General features: G+C 42.5%; 23 protein-coding genes. 6 read left to right on the plus strand and 17 right to left on the minus strand.

The annotated features are described in order from the left end of the window. Nucleotides 1-130 precede the first annotated feature (130 nt). Together ACP26M_RS11330 and ACP26M_RS11335 are read right to left on the minus strand one after the other, a co-directional pair. On the minus strand, nt 131-1,009 hold the full coding sequence (locus ACP26M_RS11330) for a YitT family protein (protein WP_274989141.1): 879 nt from the start codon (nt 1,007-1,009) through the stop codon (nt 131-133). 12 nt (nt 1,010-1,021) lie between these two features. Continuing rightward, entirely contained in the window at nt 1,022-1,597 is a 576-nt protein-coding gene (locus tag ACP26M_RS11335) for an HD domain-containing protein (RefSeq protein ID WP_426588914.1), read from the minus strand. A 119-nt stretch (nt 1,598-1,716) separates the two neighbouring features. Here ACP26M_RS11335 and ACP26M_RS11340 point away from each other — a divergent pair, with 119 nt between their 5' ends. Together ACP26M_RS11340 and ACP26M_RS11345 are read left to right on the plus strand one after the other, a co-directional pair. Then, nucleotides 1,717-2,952, plus strand: a complete 1,236-nt coding sequence (locus tag ACP26M_RS11340; RefSeq protein WP_426588916.1) for a dicarboxylate/amino acid:cation symporter — start codon at nt 1,717-1,719, stop codon at nt 2,950-2,952. Between the two features lie 54 nt (nt 2,953-3,006). Continuing rightward, nucleotides 3,007-3,621 (plus strand): trimeric intracellular cation channel family protein, encoded by a 615-nt coding sequence (locus tag ACP26M_RS11345; RefSeq protein ID WP_426588918.1) that lies wholly within the window; start codon nt 3,007-3,009, stop codon nt 3,619-3,621. Nucleotides 3,622-3,967: 346 nt separating this feature from the next. Here the strand turns inward: ACP26M_RS11345 and ACP26M_RS11350 are convergent, their stop codons facing one another. The 7 genes from ACP26M_RS11350 to ACP26M_RS11380 all read right to left on the minus strand — a co-directional run bounded on the left by ACP26M_RS11350 (nt 3,968) and on the right by ACP26M_RS11380 (nt 15,374). Further along, nucleotides 3,968-6,250, minus strand: coding sequence for a GH92 family glycosyl hydrolase (locus ACP26M_RS11350; RefSeq protein ID WP_426588920.1), 2,283 nt, complete (start codon nt 6,248-6,250; stop codon nt 3,968-3,970). A gap of 103 nt (nt 6,251-6,353) precedes the next feature. Beyond that, the gene (locus ACP26M_RS11355; RefSeq protein ID WP_426588922.1) at nt 6,354-7,856 is read right to left on the minus strand and encodes a RagB/SusD family nutrient uptake outer membrane protein; all 1,503 of its coding nucleotides are present in this window, start codon (nt 7,854-7,856) and stop codon (nt 6,354-6,356) included. A gap of 25 nt (nt 7,857-7,881) precedes the next feature. Continuing rightward, on the minus strand, nt 7,882-11,283 hold the full coding sequence (locus ACP26M_RS11360) for a TonB-dependent receptor (RefSeq protein WP_426588924.1): 3,402 nt from the start codon (nt 11,281-11,283) through the stop codon (nt 7,882-7,884). 275 nt (nt 11,284-11,558) lie between these two features. Beyond that, entirely contained in the window at nt 11,559-12,752 is a 1,194-nt protein-coding gene (locus ACP26M_RS11365) for a FecR family protein (RefSeq protein WP_426588926.1), read from the minus strand. Nucleotides 12,753-12,852: 100 nt separating this feature from the next. Continuing rightward, nucleotides 12,853-13,449: an RNA polymerase sigma factor gene (locus ACP26M_RS11370; protein WP_426588928.1), complete on the minus strand. Its 597-nt coding sequence runs from the start codon at nt 13,447-13,449 to the stop codon at nt 12,853-12,855. A gap of 176 nt (nt 13,450-13,625) precedes the next feature. Next, a complete protein-coding gene (locus ACP26M_RS11375) occupies nt 13,626-14,177 on the minus strand; it encodes a pyridoxamine 5'-phosphate oxidase family protein (RefSeq protein WP_426588930.1) in 552 nt (183 codons plus the stop codon). A 183-nt stretch (nt 14,178-14,360) separates the two neighbouring features. Then, nucleotides 14,361-15,374, minus strand: coding sequence for a threonine aldolase family protein (locus ACP26M_RS11380; RefSeq protein WP_426588932.1), 1,014 nt, complete (start codon nt 15,372-15,374; stop codon nt 14,361-14,363). A gap of 79 nt (nt 15,375-15,453) precedes the next feature. Here ACP26M_RS11380 and ACP26M_RS11385 point away from each other — a divergent pair, with 79 nt between their 5' ends. Together ACP26M_RS11385 and ACP26M_RS11390 are read left to right on the plus strand one after the other, a co-directional pair. Beyond that, a complete protein-coding gene (locus ACP26M_RS11385) occupies nt 15,454-16,101 on the plus strand; it encodes a hypothetical protein (RefSeq protein ID WP_426588934.1) in 648 nt (215 codons plus the stop codon). A gap of 326 nt (nt 16,102-16,427) precedes the next feature. Then, nucleotides 16,428-17,012 (plus strand): fasciclin domain-containing protein, encoded by a 585-nt coding sequence (locus ACP26M_RS11390; RefSeq protein ID WP_426588936.1) that lies wholly within the window; start codon nt 16,428-16,430, stop codon nt 17,010-17,012. Between the two features lie 67 nt (nt 17,013-17,079). Here the strand turns inward: ACP26M_RS11390 and ACP26M_RS11395 are convergent, their stop codons facing one another. From ACP26M_RS11395 to ACP26M_RS11425, 7 genes are all read right to left on the minus strand, one after another. Continuing rightward, nucleotides 17,080-17,613, minus strand: coding sequence for a GNAT family N-acetyltransferase (locus tag ACP26M_RS11395; protein ID WP_426588938.1), 534 nt, complete (start codon nt 17,611-17,613; stop codon nt 17,080-17,082). A 14-nt stretch (nt 17,614-17,627) separates the two neighbouring features. After that, a complete protein-coding gene (locus ACP26M_RS11400; RefSeq protein ID WP_426588940.1) occupies nt 17,628-18,113 on the minus strand; it encodes a hypothetical protein in 486 nt (161 codons plus the stop codon). Between the two features lie 262 nt (nt 18,114-18,375). Then, nucleotides 18,376-19,284, minus strand: coding sequence for an alpha/beta hydrolase fold domain-containing protein (locus tag ACP26M_RS11405; protein ID WP_426588942.1), 909 nt, complete (start codon nt 19,282-19,284; stop codon nt 18,376-18,378). 47 nt (nt 19,285-19,331) lie between these two features. Further along, nucleotides 19,332-19,784, minus strand: a complete 453-nt coding sequence (locus ACP26M_RS11410; RefSeq protein WP_426588944.1) for a DoxX family protein — start codon at nt 19,782-19,784, stop codon at nt 19,332-19,334. Between the two features lie 29 nt (nt 19,785-19,813). Next, on the minus strand, nt 19,814-20,101 hold the full coding sequence (locus tag ACP26M_RS11415) for a MafI family immunity protein (RefSeq protein WP_426588946.1): 288 nt from the start codon (nt 20,099-20,101) through the stop codon (nt 19,814-19,816). 10 nt (nt 20,102-20,111) lie between these two features. Further along, nucleotides 20,112-20,594, minus strand: a complete 483-nt coding sequence (locus ACP26M_RS11420) for an NADH-quinone oxidoreductase subunit B (RefSeq protein ID WP_176624065.1) — start codon at nt 20,592-20,594, stop codon at nt 20,112-20,114. Continuing rightward, nucleotides 20,587-21,204, minus strand: a complete 618-nt coding sequence (locus ACP26M_RS11425) for an NADH-quinone oxidoreductase subunit A (RefSeq protein WP_426588949.1) — start codon at nt 21,202-21,204, stop codon at nt 20,587-20,589. Before ACP26M_RS11425 ends, ACP26M_RS11420 begins: the two co-directional genes overlap by 8 nt. Here ACP26M_RS11425 and ACP26M_RS11430 point away from each other — a divergent pair. Then, nucleotides 21,203-22,417 carry an NAD(P)/FAD-dependent oxidoreductase gene (locus ACP26M_RS11430; protein WP_426588951.1) on the plus strand — a complete coding sequence of 405 codons (1,215 nt, stop codon included), beginning with the start codon at nt 21,203-21,205 and terminating at the stop codon, nt 22,415-22,417. The two genes, ACP26M_RS11425 and ACP26M_RS11430, sit on opposite strands and share 2 nt — an antisense overlap. A gap of 480 nt (nt 22,418-22,897) precedes the next feature. Here ACP26M_RS11430 and ACP26M_RS11435 read toward each other — a convergent pair whose 3' ends face one another. Continuing rightward, nucleotides 22,898-23,779 (minus strand): glycosyltransferase family 2 protein, encoded by an 882-nt coding sequence (locus tag ACP26M_RS11435; protein WP_426588953.1) that lies wholly within the window; start codon nt 23,777-23,779, stop codon nt 22,898-22,900. 192 nt (nt 23,780-23,971) lie between these two features. Here ACP26M_RS11435 and ACP26M_RS11440 point away from each other — a divergent pair, with 192 nt between their 5' ends. Continuing rightward, nucleotides 23,972-24,361, plus strand: coding sequence for a hypothetical protein (locus ACP26M_RS11440; RefSeq protein WP_090524856.1), 390 nt, complete (start codon nt 23,972-23,974; stop codon nt 24,359-24,361). Nucleotides 24,362-24,382: the final 21 nt, after the last annotated feature.

The following is a 24,382-nucleotide window of genomic DNA, read 5'->3' on the forward strand; positions in this document are numbered from 1 at the left end:
CCGGGTTACGCTCCGCTAAACCCGATGTAGTTTTGTTATTTAACAGCAATGCCATCCTTTTGGGATGGCATTGCTGTTTTTCGCGGTAAACGCGACTTATAACTTGAAACTAAATACTTAGAACTTCCAATTAATGATCCCTTACCTTCTTCTTCAACACCCCACCTGCGGCTTCCTTAATACTACTTGTAAAAACGAATGCCTTTGGGTCAATGCTATGTACGAGGTTTTTTAACCTGCGTACTTCCAAACGGGTTACTACCGTAAAGATGATATCAACCGGTTGATGAACATCAAAACTTTCTTTCATAAAGCCACGTTCACCTTTGTAAATGGTGATCCCCCGACCGAGTTCCATCACAAGTCTTTCTTTAATAATCTCACTTTGGCCCGAAATGATATTTACAGCCGTATACTCCTCTAATCCGTCTATTACAAACGTTATTGTTCGTGATGCAGTGTAATAAGTTAAAATAGAATATAATGCTGTTTGTAAACCCAACTCAACAGCCGCTATCAGGAAAATAATAATATTGATACCTAAAATAATCTCGCTAATGGTGAAACTACTCCGTTTTAAGGTATATAAAGCTAATATCTCGATACCATCCAACGCGCACCCTCCACGAATGGATAGCCCCACGCCCAGGCCCATAAATACACCACCAAAAATAGACACCAATAGTTTATCCTGAGTTATAACCGGGTATTCTATAAATTGCAAACACAGCCCAAGTCCGATTACGCAGGCAAGCGTTTTTAGTGCAAATGATTTATTAACCTGGAACATTCCCATGATAATAAAAGGGATGTTGGCTATGATGATTACATAAGCTATGTTGAAATGATATAGCTCGTGAAGAAGAAGAGAAATACCGGTTACCCCTCCATCAAAGAAGCTGTTAGGTACTAAAAAACCTTTTAGGGCGAACCCGCAGAATAAAATGCCGATAATTACTGTTACTACGTCTTTTAAAATTTCTTCAATTTTTAAACCCGGTTGTGTCATTAATAGCAGTATTTAAATTTTTGCTGTGATAATTTTCAAATGCTCGTTTTTACCTTCAGCCCTGAGCCTGAGTGCTATTTGGGTGAAGTAATGATGGCTTTGCAGGAACTTCACCTGCTGCCTGTCCCACTCCAATTCCGATTCAAGGTGATCTGTAATTACAAGTTCCGAAAATAACCTTTTACTGAGGATAAAAAAATCATTTCGGCCCAAATAATCCAAATCGGCATCACAAATTATCTGGCCTAAATGATTGTGAGGGTTTTGCGGCATTTTGGTTGCCATAATAATATCGCAAACCTGCTCAATTTCATCATAGGTAAAACCAAATTTCGGCAAATAAAGTCGTGCGTTTTTGCAGGAACCAACCTCGTGATTCACCTGGCCGAACAAAAAACCTGAATCATGATAGTAAGCGGCCGTAAGTAATAAATCCAACTCGCACCCGTTCACCCCCTCGCCTGCTGCAATCTGCTTCGCGGCGGTATAAACGTCAATTGCATGGTCGGCATTATGATAATGAAAATGTTCGGGGAGTTCTTTCTTTATTTTGTCGAGGATAAAGTCCCCGGCTTGTTCTACTTGCATTCAGTATTTATAATAGGCGCTAATATATTAATTTGAGAGATACTGATATTAGCAAAATTCAAAACCGCGAAGACATATTACCATGCCTCTGCGCTGCACAAATTAATTATCTTAGCACAATGAACAGCTGGTTTAAAAACTACAAAGGCATCATCCTATTAATAACAGGCATTATCATTGGCAGTATCGCCGGAGCTGTTTTAGGCGACAAAGTAGCCGTGCTCAAACCCATCGGTGATATTTTCCTGAACCTGCTGTTCACTGCCGTTGTGCCGCTGGTTTTCTTTGCCATAGCATCGGCTATTGCTGCATTAGACAGCTCACAAAGGCTGGGGAAACTGCTGGGCGTTACTTCACTGGTGTTTGTATCAACAGTGATAGTCGCTGCTATCGTGACTATTATCGCCATCTGGATCTTCCCAATCCATCAACACCTCGTGGCCAGCCCAATTACCGAAACCATCACTAAAAAACCTTTTGGCGATCAGCTAACCAGCCTCTTTACCACGAGCGAATTTTACCAGCTGTTATCGCGCAAAAGCATGCTGGCCATGATCATTTTTGCGGTGATCACCGGGTTTGCTACCCTGCATGCGGGCGAAAAAGGCAAAGCGTTTGCCGGCTTTCTGCATAGCGGCAACGAGGTGTTTAAGAATATCTTTAGTCTTATCATGAAAATCGGCCCTATTGGCCTGGGCGCTTATTTTGCTTACCAGGTTGGTGTGTTCGGTCCGCAGTTGTTTGGCGGTTACGCGCGTTCCATGGCTTTATATTACGGCGTTGGTGCGTTTTATTACCTTGCAATATTCAGTCTGTATGTTTTTATCGCAGGTGGTGTTAGCGCGTTTAAGCGATACTGGAAAAATAATATTATCCCATCGGCTACAGCAGTAGGAACTTGCAGCAGCATCGCTACCATCCCGGCCAATTTGGATGCCGCTAAAAAAATGGGAATCTCTGATGCTATTGCAAATATTACTATCCCGCTTGGCGGCACTTTGCATAAAGATGGTTCAAGTATCTCATCTATCGTAAAAATGGCTGTAGTGTTTGCGTTGTTTGGTAAAAGCTTTGACAATGCCGAAACTATTATCATTGCCCTTGCCATGACAGTTTTGGTGAGCCTTGTTGAAGGCGGTATACCCAATGGCGGTTACATAGGCGAACTGCTATTTATTTCGGCCTATGGGTTTCCACCCGAAGCGCTCCCCCCTGCCATTATTATTGGTACGCTGGTTGACCCAATGGCCACATTGTTGAATGCAACCGGCGATACGGCCGCTGCCATGCTGGTAGCCCGGTTTACGGAAGGGAGAGGCTGGATGCCCCCTAACCCCCTAAAGGGGGAACTGTAGATGTTTCAATTATTGTTTATATATTGCCTTATATAAACCTTTAACACTACCTATATGCTTCACATCCTTTACATTATAGCTATTATTGCCGAAGCCATGACGGCGGCACTCTCTGCAGGTAGGCGTGATATGGACTGGGTTGGTGTTTGTATCATAGCCTGGGTTACGGCATTAGGCGGCGGCACTGTTCGCAACATACTGTTTAATCATTATCCCATGAGCTGGGTCGAACATCCCGAATATTTGGTTATCACTGCAGTAGCAGCGATAATGGCCGCCATTATTGCCCGCCTCATGACCAAAATGAAAACGCTGTTCCTGTACCTGGATGCTTTAGGCCTGGTAGTATTTACTATTATAGGTTGCCAGATAGCGGAGCAGATTGATCTGCCCTGGCTTATTATTTTACTAAGCGGTATGATAACCGGGTGTGCGGGAGGTGTGCTGCGCGATGTATTGTGTAATGAAGTACCTTTGCTGTTCCGTAAGGAGGTTTACGCCAGCGCGTCCATTGTTACCGGGGCGTTTTATTTAGGGATTGAACATTTAGGTGCTCCTGCCGGGATATCTATTGTAATAGCTTGTGGTATTGGCCTGGCACTGCGTCTGCTTTCTATCAAATACAACTGGCAAATGCCTAAATTTGTTTACAGAGAGGAATGGCATTAATTCTTGATTTCGGAATTGGGATTTTCGATTTCGGATTTAGCTTTACGTCAGCTGAAAGCTGATACCATAGTTCACCACGGGCTGAAAGCCCGCGGCAGTAGCCGTTTAACAACCAATGCGAGGATTTACCTCGCCTTTGCTGTTTTAAATCTAAAACGTCATTGCGAGTATCCATCAGGGGAAACCTGAAAAAAAACGTGATGACGTGAAAAATCTTACTTGATAACCAGCTATTTACGATCACGTCATTATAAGGTACGAAGCAATCCCCGATTAGTAGAGCGGCTATGCAGATTCCTCTGTATAGTTTGGGATTGCTTCGTTCCTCGCAATGACGAAATATTTATTATTTCTCTGTACTCAACGAATACGGAACATCGCTCACCTTCACACCTCTTGTTTTATTAGGCATAGGCGCCATATTAAAGTTAAGCACCGCGCCTTTTTTAAGCTCTGAGTGGCTTAACCAGGTATAATCATATGGTTTGCCGTTAACAGTTAAACTATTGATATATTTATCAGCCGGGCTGTTGTTAGCTGCATTGATCACTACGGTTTTACCATTCTCCAGGTTAAGGGTAACCTTTTTGAACAACGGTGTACCTAATACATACTGATCACTGGCCGGAGTTACCGGGTAAAAGCCCATAGCCGAGAACACATACCATGCCGATGTTTGGCCATTGTCCTCATCGCCACAATAACCATCCGGAGTAGCTTTGTATAACTTCGCCATAGCATCACGCACATGGAACTGGGTTTTCCATGGTTCACCTGCATAATTGTACAAGTAAATCATATGTTGAATAGGCTGGTTGCCGTGGGCGTATTGCCCCATATTCATGATCTGCATTTCGCGGATCTCATGAATGGTCTCGCCGTAATAGCTATCGTCAAACACCGGTGGCATGCTAAATACCGAATCCAGCTTGGTAATAAATTTCTGACGTCCGCCCATTAAATCAATCAGGCCCTGCATATCCTGGAAAACGCTCCAACTGTAATGCCAGCTATTACCTTCGGTGAAGGCATCACCCCATTTAAACGGGCTGAATGGTTTTTCAAAAGTACCATCCTGGTTTTTACCACGCATCAGTTTTGTTTCCGGATCGAACAGGTTTTTATAGTTCATGGCACGTTTTTTATAAATGCCAATCTCTGATTCGGGTTTGCCCAGTGCCTTGCCTAATTTATAAATCGCAAAATCATCATATGCATACTCTAAAGTACGGGCTGCGTTTTCATTGATCTTAACATCGTAAGGCACGTAACCCAATTTGTTATAGTACTCAACTCCCTCTCTGCCTGTAGCCTGCGGACCGGCATTATTTGCGCCGTGCACCAAAGCTTCCCACAAAGTACTGATATCATACCCGCGTAAACCTTTCAAATAAGCCTCAGAAACCACCGAAGCCGAATTATTACCGATCATCACCGCAGAATACCCCGGGCTCGACCACTCAGGCAACCAACCACCTTCTTTATAATCATTGATGAGGCCTTCCTGCATTTCTTTATTGATGGATGGATAAACCAGGTTCAGGAAGGGATATAGCGCCCGGAAGGTATCCCAAAAGCCGGTACCGGCAAATTTATAACCCGGGAATACTTTACCTGTCGATGCGCTATAGTGTACAATCTTGTTATCCTTATCTATCTCATACAATTTGTTCGGGAAAAATACCATGCGGTAAAAGCATGAGTAAAAGGTACGCATCTGATCAACAGAGCCGCCTTCAACCTGCAGGTGGTTTAGGGTTTTGTTCCAAACAGCTTTTGCCTTTTGACAAGTTACATCAAAGCTGTCTTTACCCTGCTCACGCTCCAGGTTCAACTCGGCCTGTTCAATGCTGATGAATGATGAAGCTACGCGCAAATGAACCTTTTCGCCTTGCGTAGTTTTAAAACCTATCAGAGCGCTTGCATGTTCAGCTTTTAGCTCCAGGCCATCAGCTTGCGTAGTATCGCTGAAAGTATGTGCATAGGTGATTGGCTTATCCACATAAATAACAAAATAGTTTTTAAAGTTTTTAAGCGGGCCGCGCGCATATTTGGTTGAATAGCCTACAATCTTCTTTTGATCGGGCATGATCTTTACGTATGAGCCTTTGTTCAGTGCATCAATAACGATAAAGGAGCTATCAGTTTTAGGATAAGTAAACCTGAACTGTGCCGAACGCTCAGTTGGAGTAATTTCGGTAGTTACATCATGATCGGCCAGGTACACACTGTAATAGTATGGTTTGGCAGTTTCGGCTTTGTGTGAAAACCAGCTTGCCCTTTTATTTTGGCCTACTACTGCATGTTTGGTAACCGGCATAATGGCAAACTGCCCGTAGTCGTTCATCCATGGTGATGGCTGGTGGGTTTGTTTAAAACCGCGGATCTTGTGCGCATCGTAAGTATACGCCCATCCGTCGCCCATAACACCGGTTTGCGGTGTCCAGAAATTCATCCCCCAGGGAAGGGCAATAGCGGGATAAGTGTTACCATTTGAAAGGTCGTAGTGCGAGTCGGTACCCATCAACGGATTGATGTATTCAACAGGATCGGTAACCTTATTTACCTGCTGAGCAAAAGTACCGGACGCCAACAACACTGATGTGATAAGTACCAGGGCTTTCTTCATTGTTTAAATATTTGATTTTTGATGAAACGTTTTACCAAGCCGTAAATATAAAAGACTGGCTTGATATAGCCAGTCTTTTAAGTGTATTATTTGCATTATACAATTACCAACCCGGATTTTGGGTTAATTTACTGTTAGTGCTGATTTCACGCTGTGGTATAGGCCACAGGTAATATTGAGTTTTAAAGGTTACGCCCTGCTCTGTTTGCGAAGCGGTAGGGTCGGCAAAAGTGTTTGATTGCGGCAGGTAGGCCATATGGGTACGCTGCATATCAAAGTATGCCTTATTTTCATAAGCGAGTTCATGGTAGCGCTCCCTCCAGATTGCCTGGCGGAAGGTATCTTTGGTTAAATTACTCAGCGGCGCAAGTTTAGCACGTGCACGGATAGCATTAACCGCGGCATAAGCTTCAGCAGTTGGCCCGCTTACCTCGTTAGTTGCTTCTGCATAGATCAACTGAGCTTCGGGCAAACGCAATAAAGTCCAGTTCTCATCACTTCGACCGCTTTGAGCAGCACTTTCAACATGGAAGTACTTATAAAGCGCATGTTCGCCAAACTGAATGATGTTGCCTGGGTTACCATATTGAGGATAGCTTGAGAAATAAAACTGGCGTTCCTGTGTGCGAAGGTCGCCCGCCTCATAACTTGCCACAAACTGATTGGTAGGGATCATAGCGCCAAGGTGATCTCCATATGCACCAACCAACAGGTTAAACGGAATAGTTAATTGAGGAATAGCATTAGTTTGAGTACCCACCAGGTAATTGATCTGGAATATTAATTCCTGCTGATTTTTGTGCGCATTATCATGCAAGAATGCATAGTCAGAAAACAAAGAGTACCAACCTAAAACAGGCTCAATTTCTGATGCTGCCTTAGCATAGTTTTCGGTTTGTTTTAGCGGGAAGCCTGCTGTTGTTAAGTAAACGCTGGCCAATAAGGTTTTAACAGCCCCCAATGAAACGCGCCCCGAAGCGTCAGTATTCGGCATGCCTGATGCTTCGGCTGCCTGTAGATCGCTGATGATTTGTTTATAAACATCGGCCACAGGTGTACGTGAAGGATACAGATCAGGGCTGCTCACTGTTTGCGACGCGGTAATCAGCGGAACATCGCCATATAAACGCACCAGGTGGTAGTAATAAAATGCCCTGAAAAAGTAAGCTTCACCTATCAGTTTCTTTTTTAAGCCATCATCCATAGGTGATATGCCAGGGATCTTTTCAATGGCAAGATTTGCATTGGCGATACCTTTGTAGCAGTTGTACCATACTGTTTCAAAACCGGGATTAACCGCATCTGTACGCTGATGGATTACGTTACCATTGTTTACGCTCTGTCCTAACGAAGTGGCATGGCCGGCAAACAACTCCAATGTAATAAAAGGGCTTTCACCATAAGCATCTCCATTTTGAAAAAAATACATTACGTTATACAAACCGTTTACAAAGGTTAGGGCCTGGTTTGAGCTGACAAAATAATTATCCTTAACAAAGTTGCTCCTATTTTTTTCATCAAGATATTTTTTGCAACCACTGCCTGTAGCTGCAGCAAGGATAAGTAAAAGACCACCTACCCGGTATTTTTTAAAGTTAAATTTCATAATATGATGTTTTAACATTTTTTAATTAAAGACTAACATTAACACCTAACAGGAAAGTACGTGGTTTTGGATAATCATAAAACTGGATACCCTGTGTAAAGTTGCTTGAGGCATTGTATGTTGATACCTCTGGATCATAACCGGTGTATTTGGTTATCAGGAACAGGTTTTGTGCCTGCGCATAAACCCTTAAACGGCTTAACTTTAACTTTTTAAGAATATTGTCATTAAAAGTATAACCAAGTGTTACCGCCCTGCCGCGAATAAAATTACCGCTTTCAACTTTGGTTGAATAAATTTCGGTTTGATAACGCACATAAGCAGGCCTGCTTTCGGCAATGCTGGTATTTTGGTTAGTCGGTGTCCAGGCGTTAAGTACGGTAGCATAGCTGTTTGCCTGACCAGTGCGGTCCTGGCCCGAGTGGCGGGTAAGGTTCATGATCTGATTACCGTAATTAAATTGCAGATCAACACCCAGGTCAACGTTTTTGTAGCGGAAGTTGTTGCTGAAAGTACCATAACCATCAGGTATTGATTTACCTAATACCACTTTATCGTCAGCGCTAACTTTGCCATCGCCATTGGTATCCTGTATTTTCAGGTCGCCTGGTAACAAGCCATATTTAGCAGCTTCGGTCGCCTCAGCAGTTCCCCAGGTTCCAAGCACTTTGTAACCATAAAAACTACCGGCCGGAAGACCAACCCGCATCAGGTTAAATTGCGAAAGGAAGGTTGGAGCAAGGAAGATATCATCATTAGATGCACCTAACTGCAGGATCTTGTTTTTCAGGAAAGAAATATTAAATGTAGAATTCCAGGTAAAATCCTGTGTTTTTATAGGAGTAGCATTGATCGTGAACTCGAGACCTTTGTTTTGCAGCTTACCTATATTTTTATATACGGTTTGAAAGCCGCTTGTTTCTGGCAGCGGTGCATTTAAAAGCAATGCTTTTGTCTTTTTCAGATAAGCATCTGCTTCAATGTTTAAACGATTGTTAAACAAGCCCAATGAAAAGCCTAAATCATACTCCGCAGTTTTTTCCCATTGCAAATCCTCGTTACCTATCGAGGTTTGCGTAGTACCTACCGCACTGTTGCCGCCAAAGGCGTAGCCAACTGTATTAATATTTGCGAGTGAGCGATATTCACCAATTTCGGAATTACCGGTTAACCCGTAGCTCAGCCTCAATTTCAGATCTGATATAGTTTTATTATCCTTTAAGAAATCTTCCTGAGATACGCGCCATGCAAATGCAGCAGAAGGGAAAAAGCCGTACTTTTTGTTAGTACCAAAGCGTGAGGAGCCGTCTTCGCGCCCCGTTAAAGTTAACAGGTATTTCTCGTTGTAGTTATAGTTCAATCTGGCAAAAAACGACTGCATTTGCCATGCATCATAATCAGACTCTGGTTTATTAGGTACAATACCGGCAGATAAGTTATAATACTCATAAAAATCATCAGACAATGTACCTGTTGATCCTTTTAAACGAAGTTGCTGATAGTTTTGACGTTCGGCACCTGCAACAAGGTTTATAGTATGTACCTTGTTAAAGGTTTTGTTGTAGGTAAAATAGTTTTGCCATTGCCAAAACGTCCTGTTAAACTCCTCTATCGAAGCCGAGCTATAGCTTTGTCCTGCAACAGGGCCGCCAACAAGCCCGCTTTGAGAAGCCGGGTTATAATTAGCAGATGTAGTTACACCCAAAACGCTGCGGAATTCAAGCCCTGGCAATAGGTTTAAATTTAAATAACCATTACCGCTGAAGATACGGTTGCGGGTAAGAGATTGAATTTCGTTAGCTTGTGCTACCGGGTTATCACCGCCTTCAAGGTTAGGATAATCAGTACGTTTACCATAGGTTCCGTCAGGGTATCTAACAGGAATAAAAGGCACCATCTCAATTAACATACGCGGGATGTTGTTACCGCCTGTACCCTGATCCTGGTTGCGGCCATCCTGGTAGTTGTAGTTTAATGTAGCACCAACTTTTACCCATGGTTTTATCTGGTTATCAACCGTTAAACGCACATTATAACGTTTCAGGTAGCTATTAAGGATAATACCTTCGTCATCAGCATAGTTCAGAAACAAGCCATAGTTTACATTTTCGGCGCCGCCGGTAAATGCAACGTTGTGGTTTTGGCTTACCGAAGTACGGGTTGTAGCTTTTTGCCAGTCAACGTCATATAATGGATTTAAATTTTGATCGAACAGTTTACCGATAAGGGCTGTTCTTTGCGTTACCGGGTTACGGTCGGTATAGTCACCTGCAGCCCAGCCGGTAGGGTCATATTTTTTGATATTAGCGTAAGAAACATCTTCTATCTGCATAAACTCTTTTGAGTTAAGCACAGGTATTTCCTTAAACATATGGTTTACGGCCATATACGCATCATATGAAATAGTACCGCCTTTTTTACCCCTTTTGGTAGTGATCAAAATTACACCGTTCGCGCCGCGTGTACCATAAATAGCGGTTGATGATGCGTCTTTCAGTACGTCGATAGTTTCAATGTCATTAGGGTTAATGGCGTTACCACCTTCTGTCCAAACCACACCATCCACAACATATAACGGATCGGTATTGGTATTGATAGAGCTGTAACCACGGATACGGATTTTGGTTGCGCCACCTGGTGCACCTGAGTTACTTGATACGTTTACGCCGGCAATTTTACCAGACAATTCCTGCTCAAGATTGGTTTGCGGGCGCTCCTGCAACTGTTTTGCACCTACGCTACCTACCGAACCGGTGAGGTCGACCTTTTTAGCGGTACCATAACCCACTACAACCACCTCGCTCAATGCTTTTGGTTCTTCTGCCAAAACAACATCAATCTGGCTCCTGCCGCCAATAAGCACATTTTGGGTTGTATATCCTATAAATGTAAATACCAGTGTTCCGTTGGCATCAGGCGCGTTGACGGTATATTTACCATTAATGTCAGTTTGTACACCAACATTGGTACCTTTAACCTTAACCGTAACACCAGGGATAGGGCCTTTGGCATCGCTTACTGTACCCGTTACTTTAATTGGGGCAACAGCTACCTGCGACACAACAGGCTCATCCTTCTTTTTAACAACAATGGTTTGATCAAAAATTTTGTAGGTAAGCGGCTGATCTTTAAAGCATTGATCAAGCGCATTCTCTATAGATACGTTTGCAACTTCAATGTTGATTGCTCCGGCCTTTGATACATCCTGCTTATCATACATGAAATGATAGCCTGTTTGTTTTTCAATTGAGCGGAGTACTTTCTCAACGGTAGTGTTTTTTTGGTGCAAAGTAACTATCTGGCTATAACTTTTGGCACTCACATTGGTAAGGGCCGCAATTATAATAAAGGCAGTTAGCTTCATGGCCAATATAAATTTGCGTAATTGAGGCCATGCCATAGGCGTGGCCTTAGAATTAAAATTCATAAGTTTGTAGAGTTTGGGTTAAACATTAACTTTCAATTCATCGATTGTAGAAATTTGGGACCCAGATGTTTATGCCGGGAACGTACTGCGAATACTTCCCGGTTTTTTCGTATGCTGGTTTTGGAATTTGATACACATGTTTGAACGCATGATAAACCGTTTTACCAATTTGATCCCAAGGGGTCGGGCTAACTTATCTCAGGTATTTCTTCCATCATAGGGTTGTTTAAATTGTTAACAATTGGTTGCTTAATATAGTAGGTATAATAATTATGCTATTGTTGTATGGTAATGCGCTTATCCTCAATTTTAAATTTTACTCCGGCATAGCCAAGCATACTCATTAATTCGGATGCTTTTACATTTCGGGAGATCCGGCCTGTAAATTCGCGCTGCGGTATTTTACCTTCGTAGGCCACCTCAACATCGTACCAACGGGCAGCCTGCCTCATAATGGCATCTATCCCTGCATCCCTGAATTGAAAAATGCCGTCTTTCCAGGCTATTTCATCATCTACATTAACATCGTTAAGTACTTTGAGCCTGCCTGCTTTATTGAGTACAGCCTGCTGTCCGGGTTTTAAAATGCCGTTTGCAGTGCCGTTACTTATTTTTACTGATCCTTCTAATAATGTGGTTTTCATTTCGGCCTCGTCATTATAGGCCATGATATTGAAATGCGTACCTAAAACCTCAACTGTAGTGTTATCGGATTTAACCCTGAAAGGCATCTGCGGATTTTTGGCAACCTCAAAGTAAGCTTCGCCGGTGATGGTAACCTCACGCGTTTTGCCCGTAAACCTGGTTGGAAAGCTTAATGAGGATGCCGAATTCAAACAAACCTTGCTCCCATCCGGCAAAACCAACTGGTATTGACCGCCACGCGGAGTTGAAACAGTATTTATTACCGGAGCATCAACATTAGTACCGGTTTCATAAACCAGCTGACCGTTGCGGGTTTTATTGATCCGGGTGGTACCCTGTTGCGCCAGCAGGCCGTTTTGCGCACTGTCAAGCGTAATAGTTTTGCCATTGGCCAATGTTAAAATTGCTTTGTTGCCACCAGGCAAAGGATCATTTTTAGGATGAATTTTGACAATATTTTTTTTTGCAACAACCTGTTTTTTTTGATTGCTATAGATATAAGCACCAAACCCTACAAGTAATAAAAATGAAGCGGCAACCCCTAACCTTCTCCAGGGGAGGTTATTATTCTTTACCGGTGCAACAACAGATTGTTCGGGATTAGTTCTTAAAATCTGCATGAGCATATCCTCACTTTTTGAGCGGTTAAAAAGCGGCCCATGATCGTCAAGCTTATCCCAGGCATGATGTATGAGCGATGCAAGCTCCGCATCGGTTGCCGATGAGTTGATGATCTCAAATAATTCATCGCGCTCGGCTGGCGTAGCAGTGCCGTTATAATAAGTGTGAAACAAATAATCAAGCCGGGCGTAAAGTTCGCTCATAGTAAATGTTTTTCAGTATAACTGTATAATTGGCTACAGTGAGTTGGGGCAGATCTCATATGTATGACACCTGTGAGATTAAAAAAGGGGGTATTACTTTTTAAAAAAAATAAAAAAAATGAATCAGCGCCATTACTAACGCTATCGCCTCCATATGTTCATGCACATAATCTTTTATGGATGACGTGGCAATTTGAAGGTATTTCTTGACGGTTTCGCGGGATAGCTCGAGCTCATCGGCAATCTCATGATACTTTAAGCGGTTATGCCTGCTCATGAGGTAAACTTTTTGCTGCTGAGGCGGCAGCTGATCAATGGCCTCATCAATCAAATTATAATAATGATCTGTTTCCTGAACTTCGGCATTAAAAGGCACAATGCGGGTTTCTTCCAACTTTTTAAGCTGCATCTGCTCGCGGGCAACTTTGCGCAAACAGTTTAAAGCATGGTTTTTTGAAATTACAAACAGGTAAGCTTTGAAATTATCAACGCCGGTCAAAGTTTCGCGGGTCATCCAAATCTTCACAAAAACATCCTGTACAATCTCCTCAGCCAATTCAACTGAATGCGTAATACGCAAAATATGAATGCCTAAACGTTGATGATAGGCTGAAAACAACAGCCGGAAAGCAAACTCACTACCCTGAGCTACCTGCATAAGAAGTTCCTTCTCATCTGATTGAGTAAATTCAAACATAGGTTGATGTATGGTGTTGCAAATATTATAAAAATCGTAGTATTTGCTGCATTAATAATTTTATCGATGAAATCAACTTATAACTATAAAGAAACTGGAATGTTTTAGCAAAACGCAATAAACTCTCATTCCATAAAGTTGTTTAACTGATAAGCATATATTTAAATAAATGTTTATCAGTACAATGGCGTCGGCAAACCATCTAAACTAACCCGGTTTTTCTCCTGCATATAATCGACCAAACCCTGCTCGCCTTTTTTCTCAGCCCATTTTATAGCATAATCCCGCTCGCCTAAATATTCATAAAGTGGTACGCTAAAACCACATGAGGTTTGTACCATATCGATATCACCCACTATAATTTGCCGGGTGGCTATATGGGCATTAAAATATGATGAAAGTTCACGCCACTCTTCATTACTATCATCGGGTAATATGCTATAGCCTTTGCCATATAACCGCAGGATATTGGGTGGCCCGTCAAAAGCGCAGAACATAAAAGTTATGCGTTGGTTTTCGAGCAGATGGGCAGCAGTTTCATTACCGCTGCCAATGATATCCATATAAGCTACGCGGTTATTGGAAAGAATACGGAAACTGGCATTATCTTTTGGTGAGAGGTTTACGTGCCCATTGGGGCTTAACGGAGCCGTCGCCACAAAAAAGATCTTTTGATGAGCTATAAAATCCTTATGATGATCAAGTATCTCATTAAAAAATTTACCCATAAATAAAAGGTTTTAATTAACGATACTCAAATATAAGCATAATCGTTTTAGCGTTTTGAGGAATAAGGCGCTTCAGCCAAAATTTTGATTTGAATATTCAGGCTGAAGTCCCCGTTATGAATTCATTTTGTTCCAGTGTTCACCGAACTTTTAACCTTTCGATAGCGTATTTAAAGTAGAAATCTATACCCCCTTTAATACCCCTATTGTATATTCAACCTGTTCGGCATGCACATCTAAATGAGTTACAAATCGGATCCGGTTTTTACCTGTATCACTCGCTTTAATGCCTTTATCAGCCAGTTTAGCAAGTACAGCAGCAGCCGGTTCAACAGTATCAAATAAAACAATATTGGTTTCAACCGGAATTACATTGCTTACCCATGGCAATCGGCCCAGTTCCTCACCCAGAATACGGGCATGAGCATGGTCTATCTTCAAGCGTTCAACATGATGATCAAGCGCGTAGATCCCCGCGGCAGCTAAAAAACCCGCCTGGCGCATACCGCCACCCAATACCTTGCGGATACGACGGGCATATTCAATAGTTTCCTTATCGGCTAATAAAACCGAGCCTACGGGTGCACCCAATCCTTTTGACAGGCAAACCGAAATACCATTAAAATATCTGCCATACTCAACCGCAGCGTCACCGGTATGCGTAAGCGCGTTAAAGATCCGGGCACCATCAAGGTGAAGCTTTAAACCTTTCTCCCGGCATAGGTTGGCAATAGGTTTGATATTTTCAAGCGTGTAGCAGCTGCCGCCTCCTTTATTAACTGTGTTCTCCAACACTACCAAACTGGTATGCGGGTAATGGATGTTTTCAGCATTGATTTCCGGCTCTATCATTTCGCGCGTAAGGATGCCCCGGTAACCATTCAACAATCGGGTTGACACTGCCGAATTAAAAGCAATGCCCCCGCCCTCGTACCTGTAAACATGTGCGGTTTGATCGGCAATAAGTTCATCAAGCGGTTGGGTAAAACATTTGATAGCTATCTGGTTGGTCATGGTGCCTGATGGGCAAAACAGAGCAGCTTCCATACCAAACATAGCGGCAGCTTTAGCTTCAAGGGCATTTATGGTTTCGTCTTCGCCAAAAACATCATCCCCTACTTTGGCGCTCCACATAGCTCCAAGCATGCCCGGGGTTGGCTTGGTTACGGTATCGCTTCGGAAATCAACAGTGATCATATTAAAAAGTTAAAATTTGCGTTCTTTGTATCAGAATTCAGAACTCGTTATGCGCTCAATTTTAATCATTTTATTTTTCATGCTGTGTTTTGTATCAGCAAAATCGCAAAAATGGCAACAGGGTAGCTTTACTGATGTAAAGGGCAACCGCGAAACCGGGCTGATCCGCGCTAATCCTTCTGGAAAAGGGCCAATAAAAGGTGAAGGTTTCATTGAGTTTAAGGAAAACGAAAAAACTAATCCATATAAATTAAGCGCCAGCGATTTAAGATCGTATGTTGTTGGTCAGGACAGCTTTGTTGTGGCGCATGCCCCGGCAAACGAATCGTGGACCAAGGAAGAAACCGACTTTGTAAAAGTGGTGCTTGATGAGCCGGTGAAACTGTTCATGGCTAAGGGCGGCAAAGGCGGAGGTGGCAGTGGCTTTGGCATTACACCTGGCGTATCTGCAGGCTATGGCAGCGGAGGCTATGGCGGCGGAATTGGCGGCGGCATCGGTATTAACCTCGGCGGCGGCCGGGGCGGCAGTTCAAAAACAACCTACTATTACGGCGAAACTACTGCCGGCATGAAACGCCTTACCGACGAAAATTTTGAAGATATCATGAGCGATATTATGGGCGATGAACCTGACCTGGTTGATCAGATCCATGAACATAAATTTAATCTAAAGAGTATCGATAAACTCATTTCAAAATTTGATGAATTGCAAAAAGCCCGGCAATAAATCTCTTTATCAAGCGGCAAACGGATAGATGACTACCTGATACATCCGGGTGGTCGTCTCTGTTTATAAGCATGCATAATTTACTTTCCCCAAAACGCTTAATCTCAAATCTTGCGTCTCAAATCTCCTACCTCCCACTCTTTTTTCTCCCCTGAACATCACGTGTTTAACCACAAATGTCAATAAATTAAAAACCATTTAGGGTAATTAAAAGTTATTAAACTATAGTAATTCACCAAATAAATAACTTTTAATTAATTTATATCGACATAAACGGCTACTCATTACATTTTAATTCACTAATAAAAACAGAAAGAAAGATGAACATGAAAAAGTCAGTTTTAATAGCCGTTGCTTCATTAGCTATTGGTTTTTTATCAAACAAAGCAATAGCCCAAACACAGGATACAACCAAAAAGGACACTGCTAAAACAACTGCTGCTCCTGCAGCCACTTCTACAGCTGCCGCATCTGGTGATGTGGTTGGCGTGATGGCAACCTCAACTAACTACGCGCCAATGGCACTTGCAATAAAATCAGCTCAGCTTGACCCAACTTTGCAGGCACCTGGTCCGTTCACCATATTTGCACCAAATGATGTAGCTTTCAGCAAATTGCCAAAGGCACAATTTGATGCCCTGATGAAAGATCCGGCCAAATTTGCTCCGATATTGAAATATCACGTGGTAGCCGGCAAATACACTAAAACCGATATCATTAAGGCCTTAGGTGCAGGCAAAGGCAAAGCCGACCTGAAAACCATCGACGGGCAAACATTGCATTTATCTGTAAATGATAAAAGCAATTTGCAGATCACCGATGCCAAAGGCAACGCTGTATTGGTTACCGCGTTTGACACACAAGCAAGCAACGGTGTTGTACACGGTATTAACGGCGTCATGATGCCTTAATCACAAAATACTTTGTTTAAATTTTAAATCCACGAAAAACCCGGCTGTTGAAGCCGGGTTTTTCCATTTATGACAGGCCTGTTAAGTAATCGGCTTTATTCATTCTAAAATTGAGATATGTGCTGCCAGTTTCCGCATCTGTAAAATCTCCCGTAAGCGAAAAACCTGTTTTCTTCAATAACTTCATAGAACTTTCGTTCCCTTGTTTCGGGCAGGCAGTTATCAATTCAAAATGCTGATCATTAAAACCAAAGGCCAAAACCGCTGAAATGGCTTCCTGCATAAAGCCCTGCCCATGATAATCCGGGTGGAATTCATAACCTATTTCTGCACTTTTATTGGCAGCATTAAGGTTCCAGTAACAAATGGTTCCTATCAGCTCATCCTTGTCTTTTAAGGTTATAGCCCAATAAAAGCCTTCGTTATTACTCACAATAACCTCTATCTTTTTAATAAATGATAGCGCTTCATCAACAGTGGTATTAGCAGCACGGTCAAGGTGTTTGTTCACTTCGGCATTGGAGCGGAGAGCCAATATTTGCGGTGCATCCGACTCAAGTAATCCGCGCAAGCCCAAACGGTCAGTATTTAAAATTTGCATTCCCATCATCATAACTATTTGAATTTCTGGTTTTCTCTATCGGCAATGAAAACCACGGGTAAACCAACACAAATTATCAGCGTTAACATCCCGGTCAGAATAGTACTTACCGGGATATGATATCCCGGCTTCATGGTTATTTTACTCAGCGGCACAACACCTAAATTCATGATGAGCCAGGCAGCTATCCCGTAAGTAACAGCCACGAAATATTTATTGCGCAATCCATTATAAAAGAAGGGATAAAGCAGAAAAAACACCGCGCTGAATATAAAAGCGATCACATAATGAAAAACAATCCCGGCAACTATAATTTCTGCCCCACCTGCAAAAGCCGCTGGTCCGAAAGCGCCGCTGGCAATAAACTTAAAAATAACACCAGGTTTTATTTTATAGTTCAGGATCATGGCTGCAAGTCCATCAAGTGTACCCGTTATAAACCCGGCGAACAGGATATTGACAAGTTTACTCTTCTTCTTCGGGTTTACTTTTTTTAACATGACAGAAATTACAAAAGTTTAAATTTATGCTTTTAGGGTGCTGTTTAAAAAAGAATAGAAATTTTTGTAGAGACGCATAATTGCGTCTTCCGGAGGACAAGCCGATTTAAAGGCTTCTAATCCTGTCGGAAATTGCATGCGGAAGACGCAATTATGCGTCTCTACATTTAAAAACAATCAAATTTAAATAGAAGACTTTTAAGATGCTATAAATTATATATGAAATACATTTTTAACCAATTGGCTTCCCGCAATCAGATTATTACTTCAGATACTCATCCATAAAATAAAACACCCTTTTCCTGATCTCTTCGGCATCAAACATCACCCCATAGTGCGGCGCGTTAGGCACAATGATGAGTTCATTTTTAACTCCCGCAAGTTTAAGATATGAACTTAGCAAAACCGATTGGGTGTAATTGACCGATTCATCCTTTTCGCCCTGAACAATGAGAAATGGCGGATCGTTTTTATCAATGTAGGTAACCGGACTGGCTATATTGGCCAGATCGGGCCGCTCGATAGCATAAGCACCAAGCAGCAGGTTAACCGGGCTTTTAGGATCATTAACATCGGCACCTTTGAGTGAAAGGAAATTTGATGGCCCATAAAAATCAAGCGCCAGTTTTATTTTAAAATGAGGCTTGCTTCCTCCCGGATAAAACTCTTTTATATTATTGTTATTGGATAAAGCCAGTAAGGATGCCAGATGCCCTCCGGCCGAAAAACCGATCACCCCAAACTTATCTCTGTTGAGTTTATATTTTGATGCGTTTTGATAAAGAAATTCAACAGCCTGGTTACAATCCCGGATTTGCGCGGGAAATGGCGCAGTAGTACTCCAGCGATAATCGATAGAAGCAACGGCATAACCATTATCAATAAAGCCCTGAACGGTTTTCTGCATATAGCCCATATCGGCATATTTATCATTCAGCATCCAGGCTCCGCCGTGAATCCAGATAATAACCGGGTAACTATCTTTTGCCGTCGGCGGCAGGTAAATATCCAGCAAGTGTTTCTTTAAAGTATCACCGGCATAATTAACATCACCATACAATATGGTGCCCTTTGGAAAAAATGGCTGTTTAGGACTTGATGTTTGTGCGAAAGCAGATACAGATAAAGCACTTATCAAAATGATCAGCAGGTTTTGGGTTATTTTTTTCATAATTGGTTAATTGCTTAAAGATAATCTATATCCTTAAAAATCAACAACTAAATCGCAACCGAAAAATATAAAACCCAGGCAATAAACAACAATTGCAAAGGGATTCGAAACCACAAGTAACCGGTACCGCTGCCATCATAAGTGGCTTTTTCGAAATTCACGTGCTTCATGGCAGCGTTGATATTGGCAGGCAGCATGACCACAAACATGACGAGCAAAATAATCCCGGCAATAAGCCTTGTAGCGTTAACCACCAGCAAAGGTCCAAGAACTATCTCCATTATACCAGTTAAATAAACTAACGCCACTTTAAAGGGAATAAATGCAGGCATCATCATGACCATCCCTTTGGTAAACATAAAGTGACCCAATGAGGCAAACCAAAGCATCAGCATCATGGCCACGTTACCGCTGAGGATAATATTCCAGTCGTCAACAAATAGACGGGAAATAACGGTCGTAAGGATAAAACTTATGATGAGAACGAGCAGGACTTTCATAAGGATCAAATAAAGATTAGATGGTAAAGTTAAGAGAGTTCCTTTTTTATTAAAGGAATCAAAAAATCGTATTCATTAGCTGGCAGTTTCAACTCGCTTGCAATAGCAGTTACCATTGAATAAAACGCTTTGTTTATCGCAACATCATATTCATGAATTTGGGTTATCACGCAGTCAAAGCTTAATTCCAATTCGTTATATTCAAGACATTCTTTGGCATTCGTTATGTCCTTTTCATTTAAACCTAACTGCTCAGCCAAATTTATCAGTGTCAATATCCGACTCTTTGTTTTTCTTTCTTTTCGCCAGCCAAACATAACGGTGCTATCAGGCTTTTATCAACTGCTCCCCTTCAATCTTCTTCTGTAATTCTAATATAGCACCAATTAAGGCCTCCGGCCTTGGCGGGCAGCCTTGTACATAAACATCAACAGGGATCACCCTGTCAACACCTTTTACCACATGATAGCCATGCTGCCAGTATGGGCCGCCGCAGTTAGAGCATGAGCCCATCGAGATCACATATTTAGGCTCGGGCATTTGCTCGTAAAGCCGTTTAATACGTTCGGCCATTTTAAAGGTTACTGTACCGGCAATAATGATCACGTCGGCCTGCCGGGCGGACGGACGCGGGAAAACGCCAAAACGGTCGAGGTCATAGGTAGAGGCCATAGAGCCCATCATTTCAATGGCACAACAAGCGATGCCAAAGCTGAGCGGCCATAATGATGACAAACGCGCCCAGTTGAGCAGATCGTTCATTTTGGTTACCACTACACCACCGTTCTCACTTGTTATATCGTTACTCATTTGCAGGCTTTTTAAAAGTTGGCTTAAACATAGGTTTGCGGGCGGGCTCTGGTGAGGGAGTGGCAGTTGCAGCAGCACTGGCGGTTGCAGTTGCAGTTGATACTGTATCAGCGTTGAAAGCTTTTACTGTAAACCTGCTTTGTTCCTGGTTCAACTGTTCGTACAAGGATGGCGGAATATGCACATCGGTATGCGGCACAACCGGAGTCGGCTTGATCCAATCCAGATCGCCTTTGCGCCAAACGTATATTAAACCTATAATCAGGATGCCCAAAAACACAAACATTTCGGCAAGTGAAAGCCAGCCCCAGCGTGCGTCCTGTGCTGCAAGCTCATGGCTGCCAAATACGGTTGCCCAGGGAAAAATAAACACCATCTCCACATCAAAAAGCAGGAAAACCAGCGCTATCACATAAAAGCGGGGATTGAATGGCAACCAGGCATTGCCGGTTGGTTCTTCGCCACATTCGTATGAGCTTAATTTTTCAGCGTTTGGATTATTGGGGGCCAAAAGTTTGTTGATAAAAAATATCACGCACACCATTATTATCCCCGTAATAATAAAGATGAGTATCTTTCCAAATTCTGATATTTGCGAAACATCCGTCATGAGTACAAATTTAGTAAAACAAACAGATTTTGACGCTATAATAATTGGCGGAGGCGCATGTGGCCTCATGTGCGCCGTGCAGGCGGGCTTTTTGGGCAAGCGGGTACTGGTACTTGAAAAAAACGACCGTGTTGGCGCCAAGATCCTCATCAGTGGCGGCGGGCGTTGTAACTATACCAACCTTTACGCTACCCCTCAGCAATTTATTTCGCAAAACCCACATTTCTGTAAATCAGCATTTTCACAGTGGACGGTTGATGACACCATCAGCTTTTTTGAAACCTATGGCATCACCGGTAAAGAAAAAACGCTCGGCCAGCTCTTCCCGGTGAGTGACAAGGCCAAAGACGTAGTTGAAGTTTTCACTAACCTGTGCGATGACCTTGGTCAGGAGATCTGGGTAAATACCGAAGTTAAAATGGTAGAAAAAACTGACGATGGTTTTACAGTTCGTGCCGAAGTTAACGGCAGACAGGAATATATAAGCGCTGCCAGTGTAGTGATGGCTGCCGGCGGTTTGCCCATCCCCAAAATGGGCGCTACTGATTTTGGTTTACGAACGGCGCGCAATTTCGGCTTAAAAGTTACCGATACCGCCCCTGCGCTGGTGCCCCTTACCATTACTGGTAAAGACCAGCCCTGGTATGAGCAATTATCAGGCAACAGTATTTTTTGCCGTGTTTGGAATGATAGGGCAAGCTTTGAAGAAAATATCCTGTTTACCCACTGGGGCCTTAGCGGGCCAGCCATATTACAGATCTCCTCCTACTGGAAACCTGGTGAAACCATTAACATCGATCTCCTTCCCAATCAAAACATTGCCGACCTAATTCAACAGGAAAAGGAAACCAACGGCAAAAAAATGCTGCTCGCTTATATAGCATCTTTATATACCCGCAAGTTTGCCGAGGCTTTAAGTGACAAACTCCCAGCCGAAAAAAACATGGCATCACTCACTAAAACCGACATTGAAAATATCAGCGCGCTCATTCACGATTTTAAGGTAAAACCTGCCGGCGATAAAGGTTATGACAAGGCCGAAGTAATGCGCGGTGGTGTGGCCACCGATGAACTATCATCCAAAACATTGGAGGCTAAAAAAGTCCCCGGGTTGTTTTTTGGCGGCGAATGTGTGGATGTTACCGGATGGCTGGGCGGTTATAATTTTCAATGGGCCTGGGCAAGCGGTTTTGTGATAGCGCAGAACATATGACCGTTGATTTTTTTGTGATTACGTTGATGCTATTCTACAAGCTAACCCATCACATTGATGTCTACGGTCGGTGATAACAAGCCAATAAAATCCTCCTTGCAATTGTAACAAATCGGGCGTCTCAATTTTTTGATTCTCCACAAAAAATAAAAAGAAGCCCGGCGTTCTTTTTTAAAAAAGAGGACTGTTCCATTTTTTGAGAGTGAAAACGCGGAACGCTTTAAAAATGAAACACATTGATTATCAGATACATCATGTTTTAACCGAAACACTATTAAATGTCTGACTACCAATAGTTAAAACTTTTAAGAGTAAACGCTTCCGGTTTCACACACGAGCTAAAACACCCTTTTTATTTCGCCTATTTTTAAGCTTTTTTTGATTTTTTTGATATTGGCCGCGCCGGTTAGGAATAGCGCTGACAAAATAGCGCCACCAAAGTTATGAGTGTAAATACCTATTTTTAATAGCGTTTATTATCTACCGTTCCACTATCTTATAATTCCTGTACTCGCCAACGCGCCAGCCCGTAAGGTCTTCAATCTTTTGCAGTGCCTTGCGGCGGAAATCCATGCCAGCCCTTAGTTTTTTGGAGTCAAAATCGATATTCCAGTTGGTGGCTGCAATTCGTTTTTGCATGGGCGCCGGGTGTGTGCCGGTAAAACGGATAAGGCGGTCGGCATTGCTGTAGTCAAACTCATAGGTTTCGGGCAAGTGTTCAGCAAACCAGGTTTCGTCGTGATAAAACTTATTAAAGTTACGCACTTTGTGGGTTAACCCCTGTGGCGGCTTTGCCCAGCCATAGTGGTATATATAAGCATCAATAAGCTTTACGTTGATCTTACGATCATCAAGCCTGAAGCCTTGCGCATCACGATATGAATGGATACCCTTAATATTTTTGAGCAAACGAATTTCGCGGCGGTACCAGCGCCTTGAATGCCCGTAATAGTCATATGAGCCATAAAAATGCAGGTATTTAAACAGTAAGCCTTCAATATTGGGTTTATCTAACGCTTCATGCATTTCCTTTTTAATAAGCGGATGGTATTTTTCATGCACCGCTTCGTCGCCCTGGATATAGAAACACCAGTCGGCATCGGGCGATATCGCTGCAAAAGCCTTATCTGTTTCGGCAGCGAAAACCTTTCCGCCTTCCCTTAATGATTCATCCCAAACCGAATCAATGATTTTTATAACCGGCGAGTTGATGCCCTCAATCAATCCCCGGGTACCATCATCAGAGTTACCTACCACTACAATAAATTCATTGCAAAGCGGTAATATGGATGTAATAGCCTCAACAATGGGATAATCATTACGTACAGCGTTCCTGATAAAGGTAAAACCGGATACTTTCATAAGCGGCGTAAAGATAATAACAGAATCAAGACTTCAGGATACAAGATTCAAGACATCGCTTCCCAAGATCAACAGATTGCAGGTATCTTCAATTTGTGACATTGGGATTAGGGCATTTTGCCTGCGGATGCGTTACTTTGCATTTATAATACACCGCATCATCGGCGGTAATCCATATCAATAAATATCACTATGAAGGCACTCGCCAGGCAACTTTTCAAAACTTTTCTTTTTTCGGTAATCATATCTATAGTAGCAAGTGCGGTTTATTACTCGCTGCAGCACAAAGGTGTAAGCCAGGACCTGAACGGGATACTCCCCTCCTTGTCCGAAAGTGTGGCTTTACTCAACATCTTTATTTTAATAATGACCCTGCCCATGTTGTTTTTAGCCAACCCGGCGTATTACAACAATCTATCTATAAGGCTGGTGCTTTATTTTTCGGGCTCTGTTGTATTTGTCATTACCGCCTTCCGTTTACAGCTAAACCCCGAAAACAAAACGCTTTACTTTATTACGGCCATTAGTTTTATCATAGTACACAGCGTTTTCTATTATCTAATGACCAAAAAACGGCGTTGAGCCATTGTTGTTTAAAGCATT

Origin of the sequence: Mucilaginibacter sp. R-33 (assembly GCF_049949235.1) — a bacterium.
Classification (GTDB): Bacteria; Bacteroidota; Bacteroidia; order Sphingobacteriales; family Sphingobacteriaceae; genus Mucilaginibacter.

Excerpts from the sequence above, each read along its gene's own strand:
- ACP26M_RS11330 (WP_274989141.1), bottom strand. The coding sequence starts at position 1,009 with ATGACACAACCGGGTTTAAAAATTGAAGAAATTTTAAAAGACGTAGTA.
- ACP26M_RS11335 (WP_426588914.1), bottom strand. The coding sequence starts at position 1,597 with ATGCAAGTAGAACAAGCCGGGGACTTTATCCTCGACAAAATAAAGAAA.
- ACP26M_RS11340 (WP_426588916.1), top strand. The coding sequence starts at position 1,717 with ATGAACAGCTGGTTTAAAAACTACAAAGGCATCATCCTATTAATAACA.
- ACP26M_RS11345 (WP_426588918.1), top strand. The coding sequence starts at position 3,007 with ATGCTTCACATCCTTTACATTATAGCTATTATTGCCGAAGCCATGACG.
- ACP26M_RS11350 (WP_426588920.1), bottom strand. The coding sequence starts at position 6,250 with ATGAAGAAAGCCCTGGTACTTATCACATCAGTGTTGTTGGCGTCCGGT.
- ACP26M_RS11355 (WP_426588922.1), bottom strand. The coding sequence starts at position 7,856 with ATGAAATTTAACTTTAAAAAATACCGGGTAGGTGGTCTTTTACTTATC.
- ACP26M_RS11360 (WP_426588924.1), bottom strand. The coding sequence starts at position 11,283 with ATGAATTTTAATTCTAAGGCCACGCCTATGGCATGGCCTCAATTACGC.
- ACP26M_RS11365 (WP_426588926.1), bottom strand. The coding sequence starts at position 12,752 with ATGAGCGAACTTTACGCCCGGCTTGATTATTTGTTTCACACTTATTAT.
- ACP26M_RS11370 (WP_426588928.1), bottom strand. The coding sequence starts at position 13,449 with ATGTTTGAATTTACTCAATCAGATGAGAAGGAACTTCTTATGCAGGTA.
- ACP26M_RS11375 (WP_426588930.1), bottom strand. The coding sequence starts at position 14,177 with ATGGGTAAATTTTTTAATGAGATACTTGATCATCATAAGGATTTTATA.
- ACP26M_RS11380 (WP_426588932.1), bottom strand. The coding sequence starts at position 15,374 with ATGATCACTGTTGATTTCCGAAGCGATACCGTAACCAAGCCAACCCCG.
- ACP26M_RS11385 (WP_426588934.1), top strand. The coding sequence starts at position 15,454 with ATGCTGTGTTTTGTATCAGCAAAATCGCAAAAATGGCAACAGGGTAGC.
- ACP26M_RS11390 (WP_426588936.1), top strand. The coding sequence starts at position 16,428 with ATGAAAAAGTCAGTTTTAATAGCCGTTGCTTCATTAGCTATTGGTTTT.
- ACP26M_RS11395 (WP_426588938.1), bottom strand. The coding sequence starts at position 17,613 with ATGCAAATTTTAAATACTGACCGTTTGGGCTTGCGCGGATTACTTGAG.
- ACP26M_RS11400 (WP_426588940.1), bottom strand. The coding sequence starts at position 18,113 with ATGTTAAAAAAAGTAAACCCGAAGAAGAAGAGTAAACTTGTCAATATC.
- ACP26M_RS11405 (WP_426588942.1), bottom strand. The coding sequence starts at position 19,284 with ATGAAAAAAATAACCCAAAACCTGCTGATCATTTTGATAAGTGCTTTA.
- ACP26M_RS11410 (WP_426588944.1), bottom strand. The coding sequence starts at position 19,784 with ATGAAAGTCCTGCTCGTTCTCATCATAAGTTTTATCCTTACGACCGTT.
- ACP26M_RS11415 (WP_426588946.1), bottom strand. The coding sequence starts at position 20,101 with ATGTTTGGCTGGCGAAAAGAAAGAAAAACAAAGAGTCGGATATTGACA.
- ACP26M_RS11420 (WP_176624065.1), bottom strand. The coding sequence starts at position 20,594 with ATGAGTAACGATATAACAAGTGAGAACGGTGGTGTAGTGGTAACCAAA.
- ACP26M_RS11430 (WP_426588951.1), top strand. The coding sequence starts at position 21,203 with ATGAGTACAAATTTAGTAAAACAAACAGATTTTGACGCTATAATAATT.
- ACP26M_RS11425 (WP_426588949.1), bottom strand. The coding sequence starts at position 21,204 with ATGACGGATGTTTCGCAAATATCAGAATTTGGAAAGATACTCATCTTT.
- ACP26M_RS11435 (WP_426588953.1), bottom strand. The coding sequence starts at position 23,779 with ATGAAAGTATCCGGTTTTACCTTTATCAGGAACGCTGTACGTAATGAT.
- ACP26M_RS11440 (WP_090524856.1), top strand. The coding sequence starts at position 23,972 with ATGAAGGCACTCGCCAGGCAACTTTTCAAAACTTTTCTTTTTTCGGTA.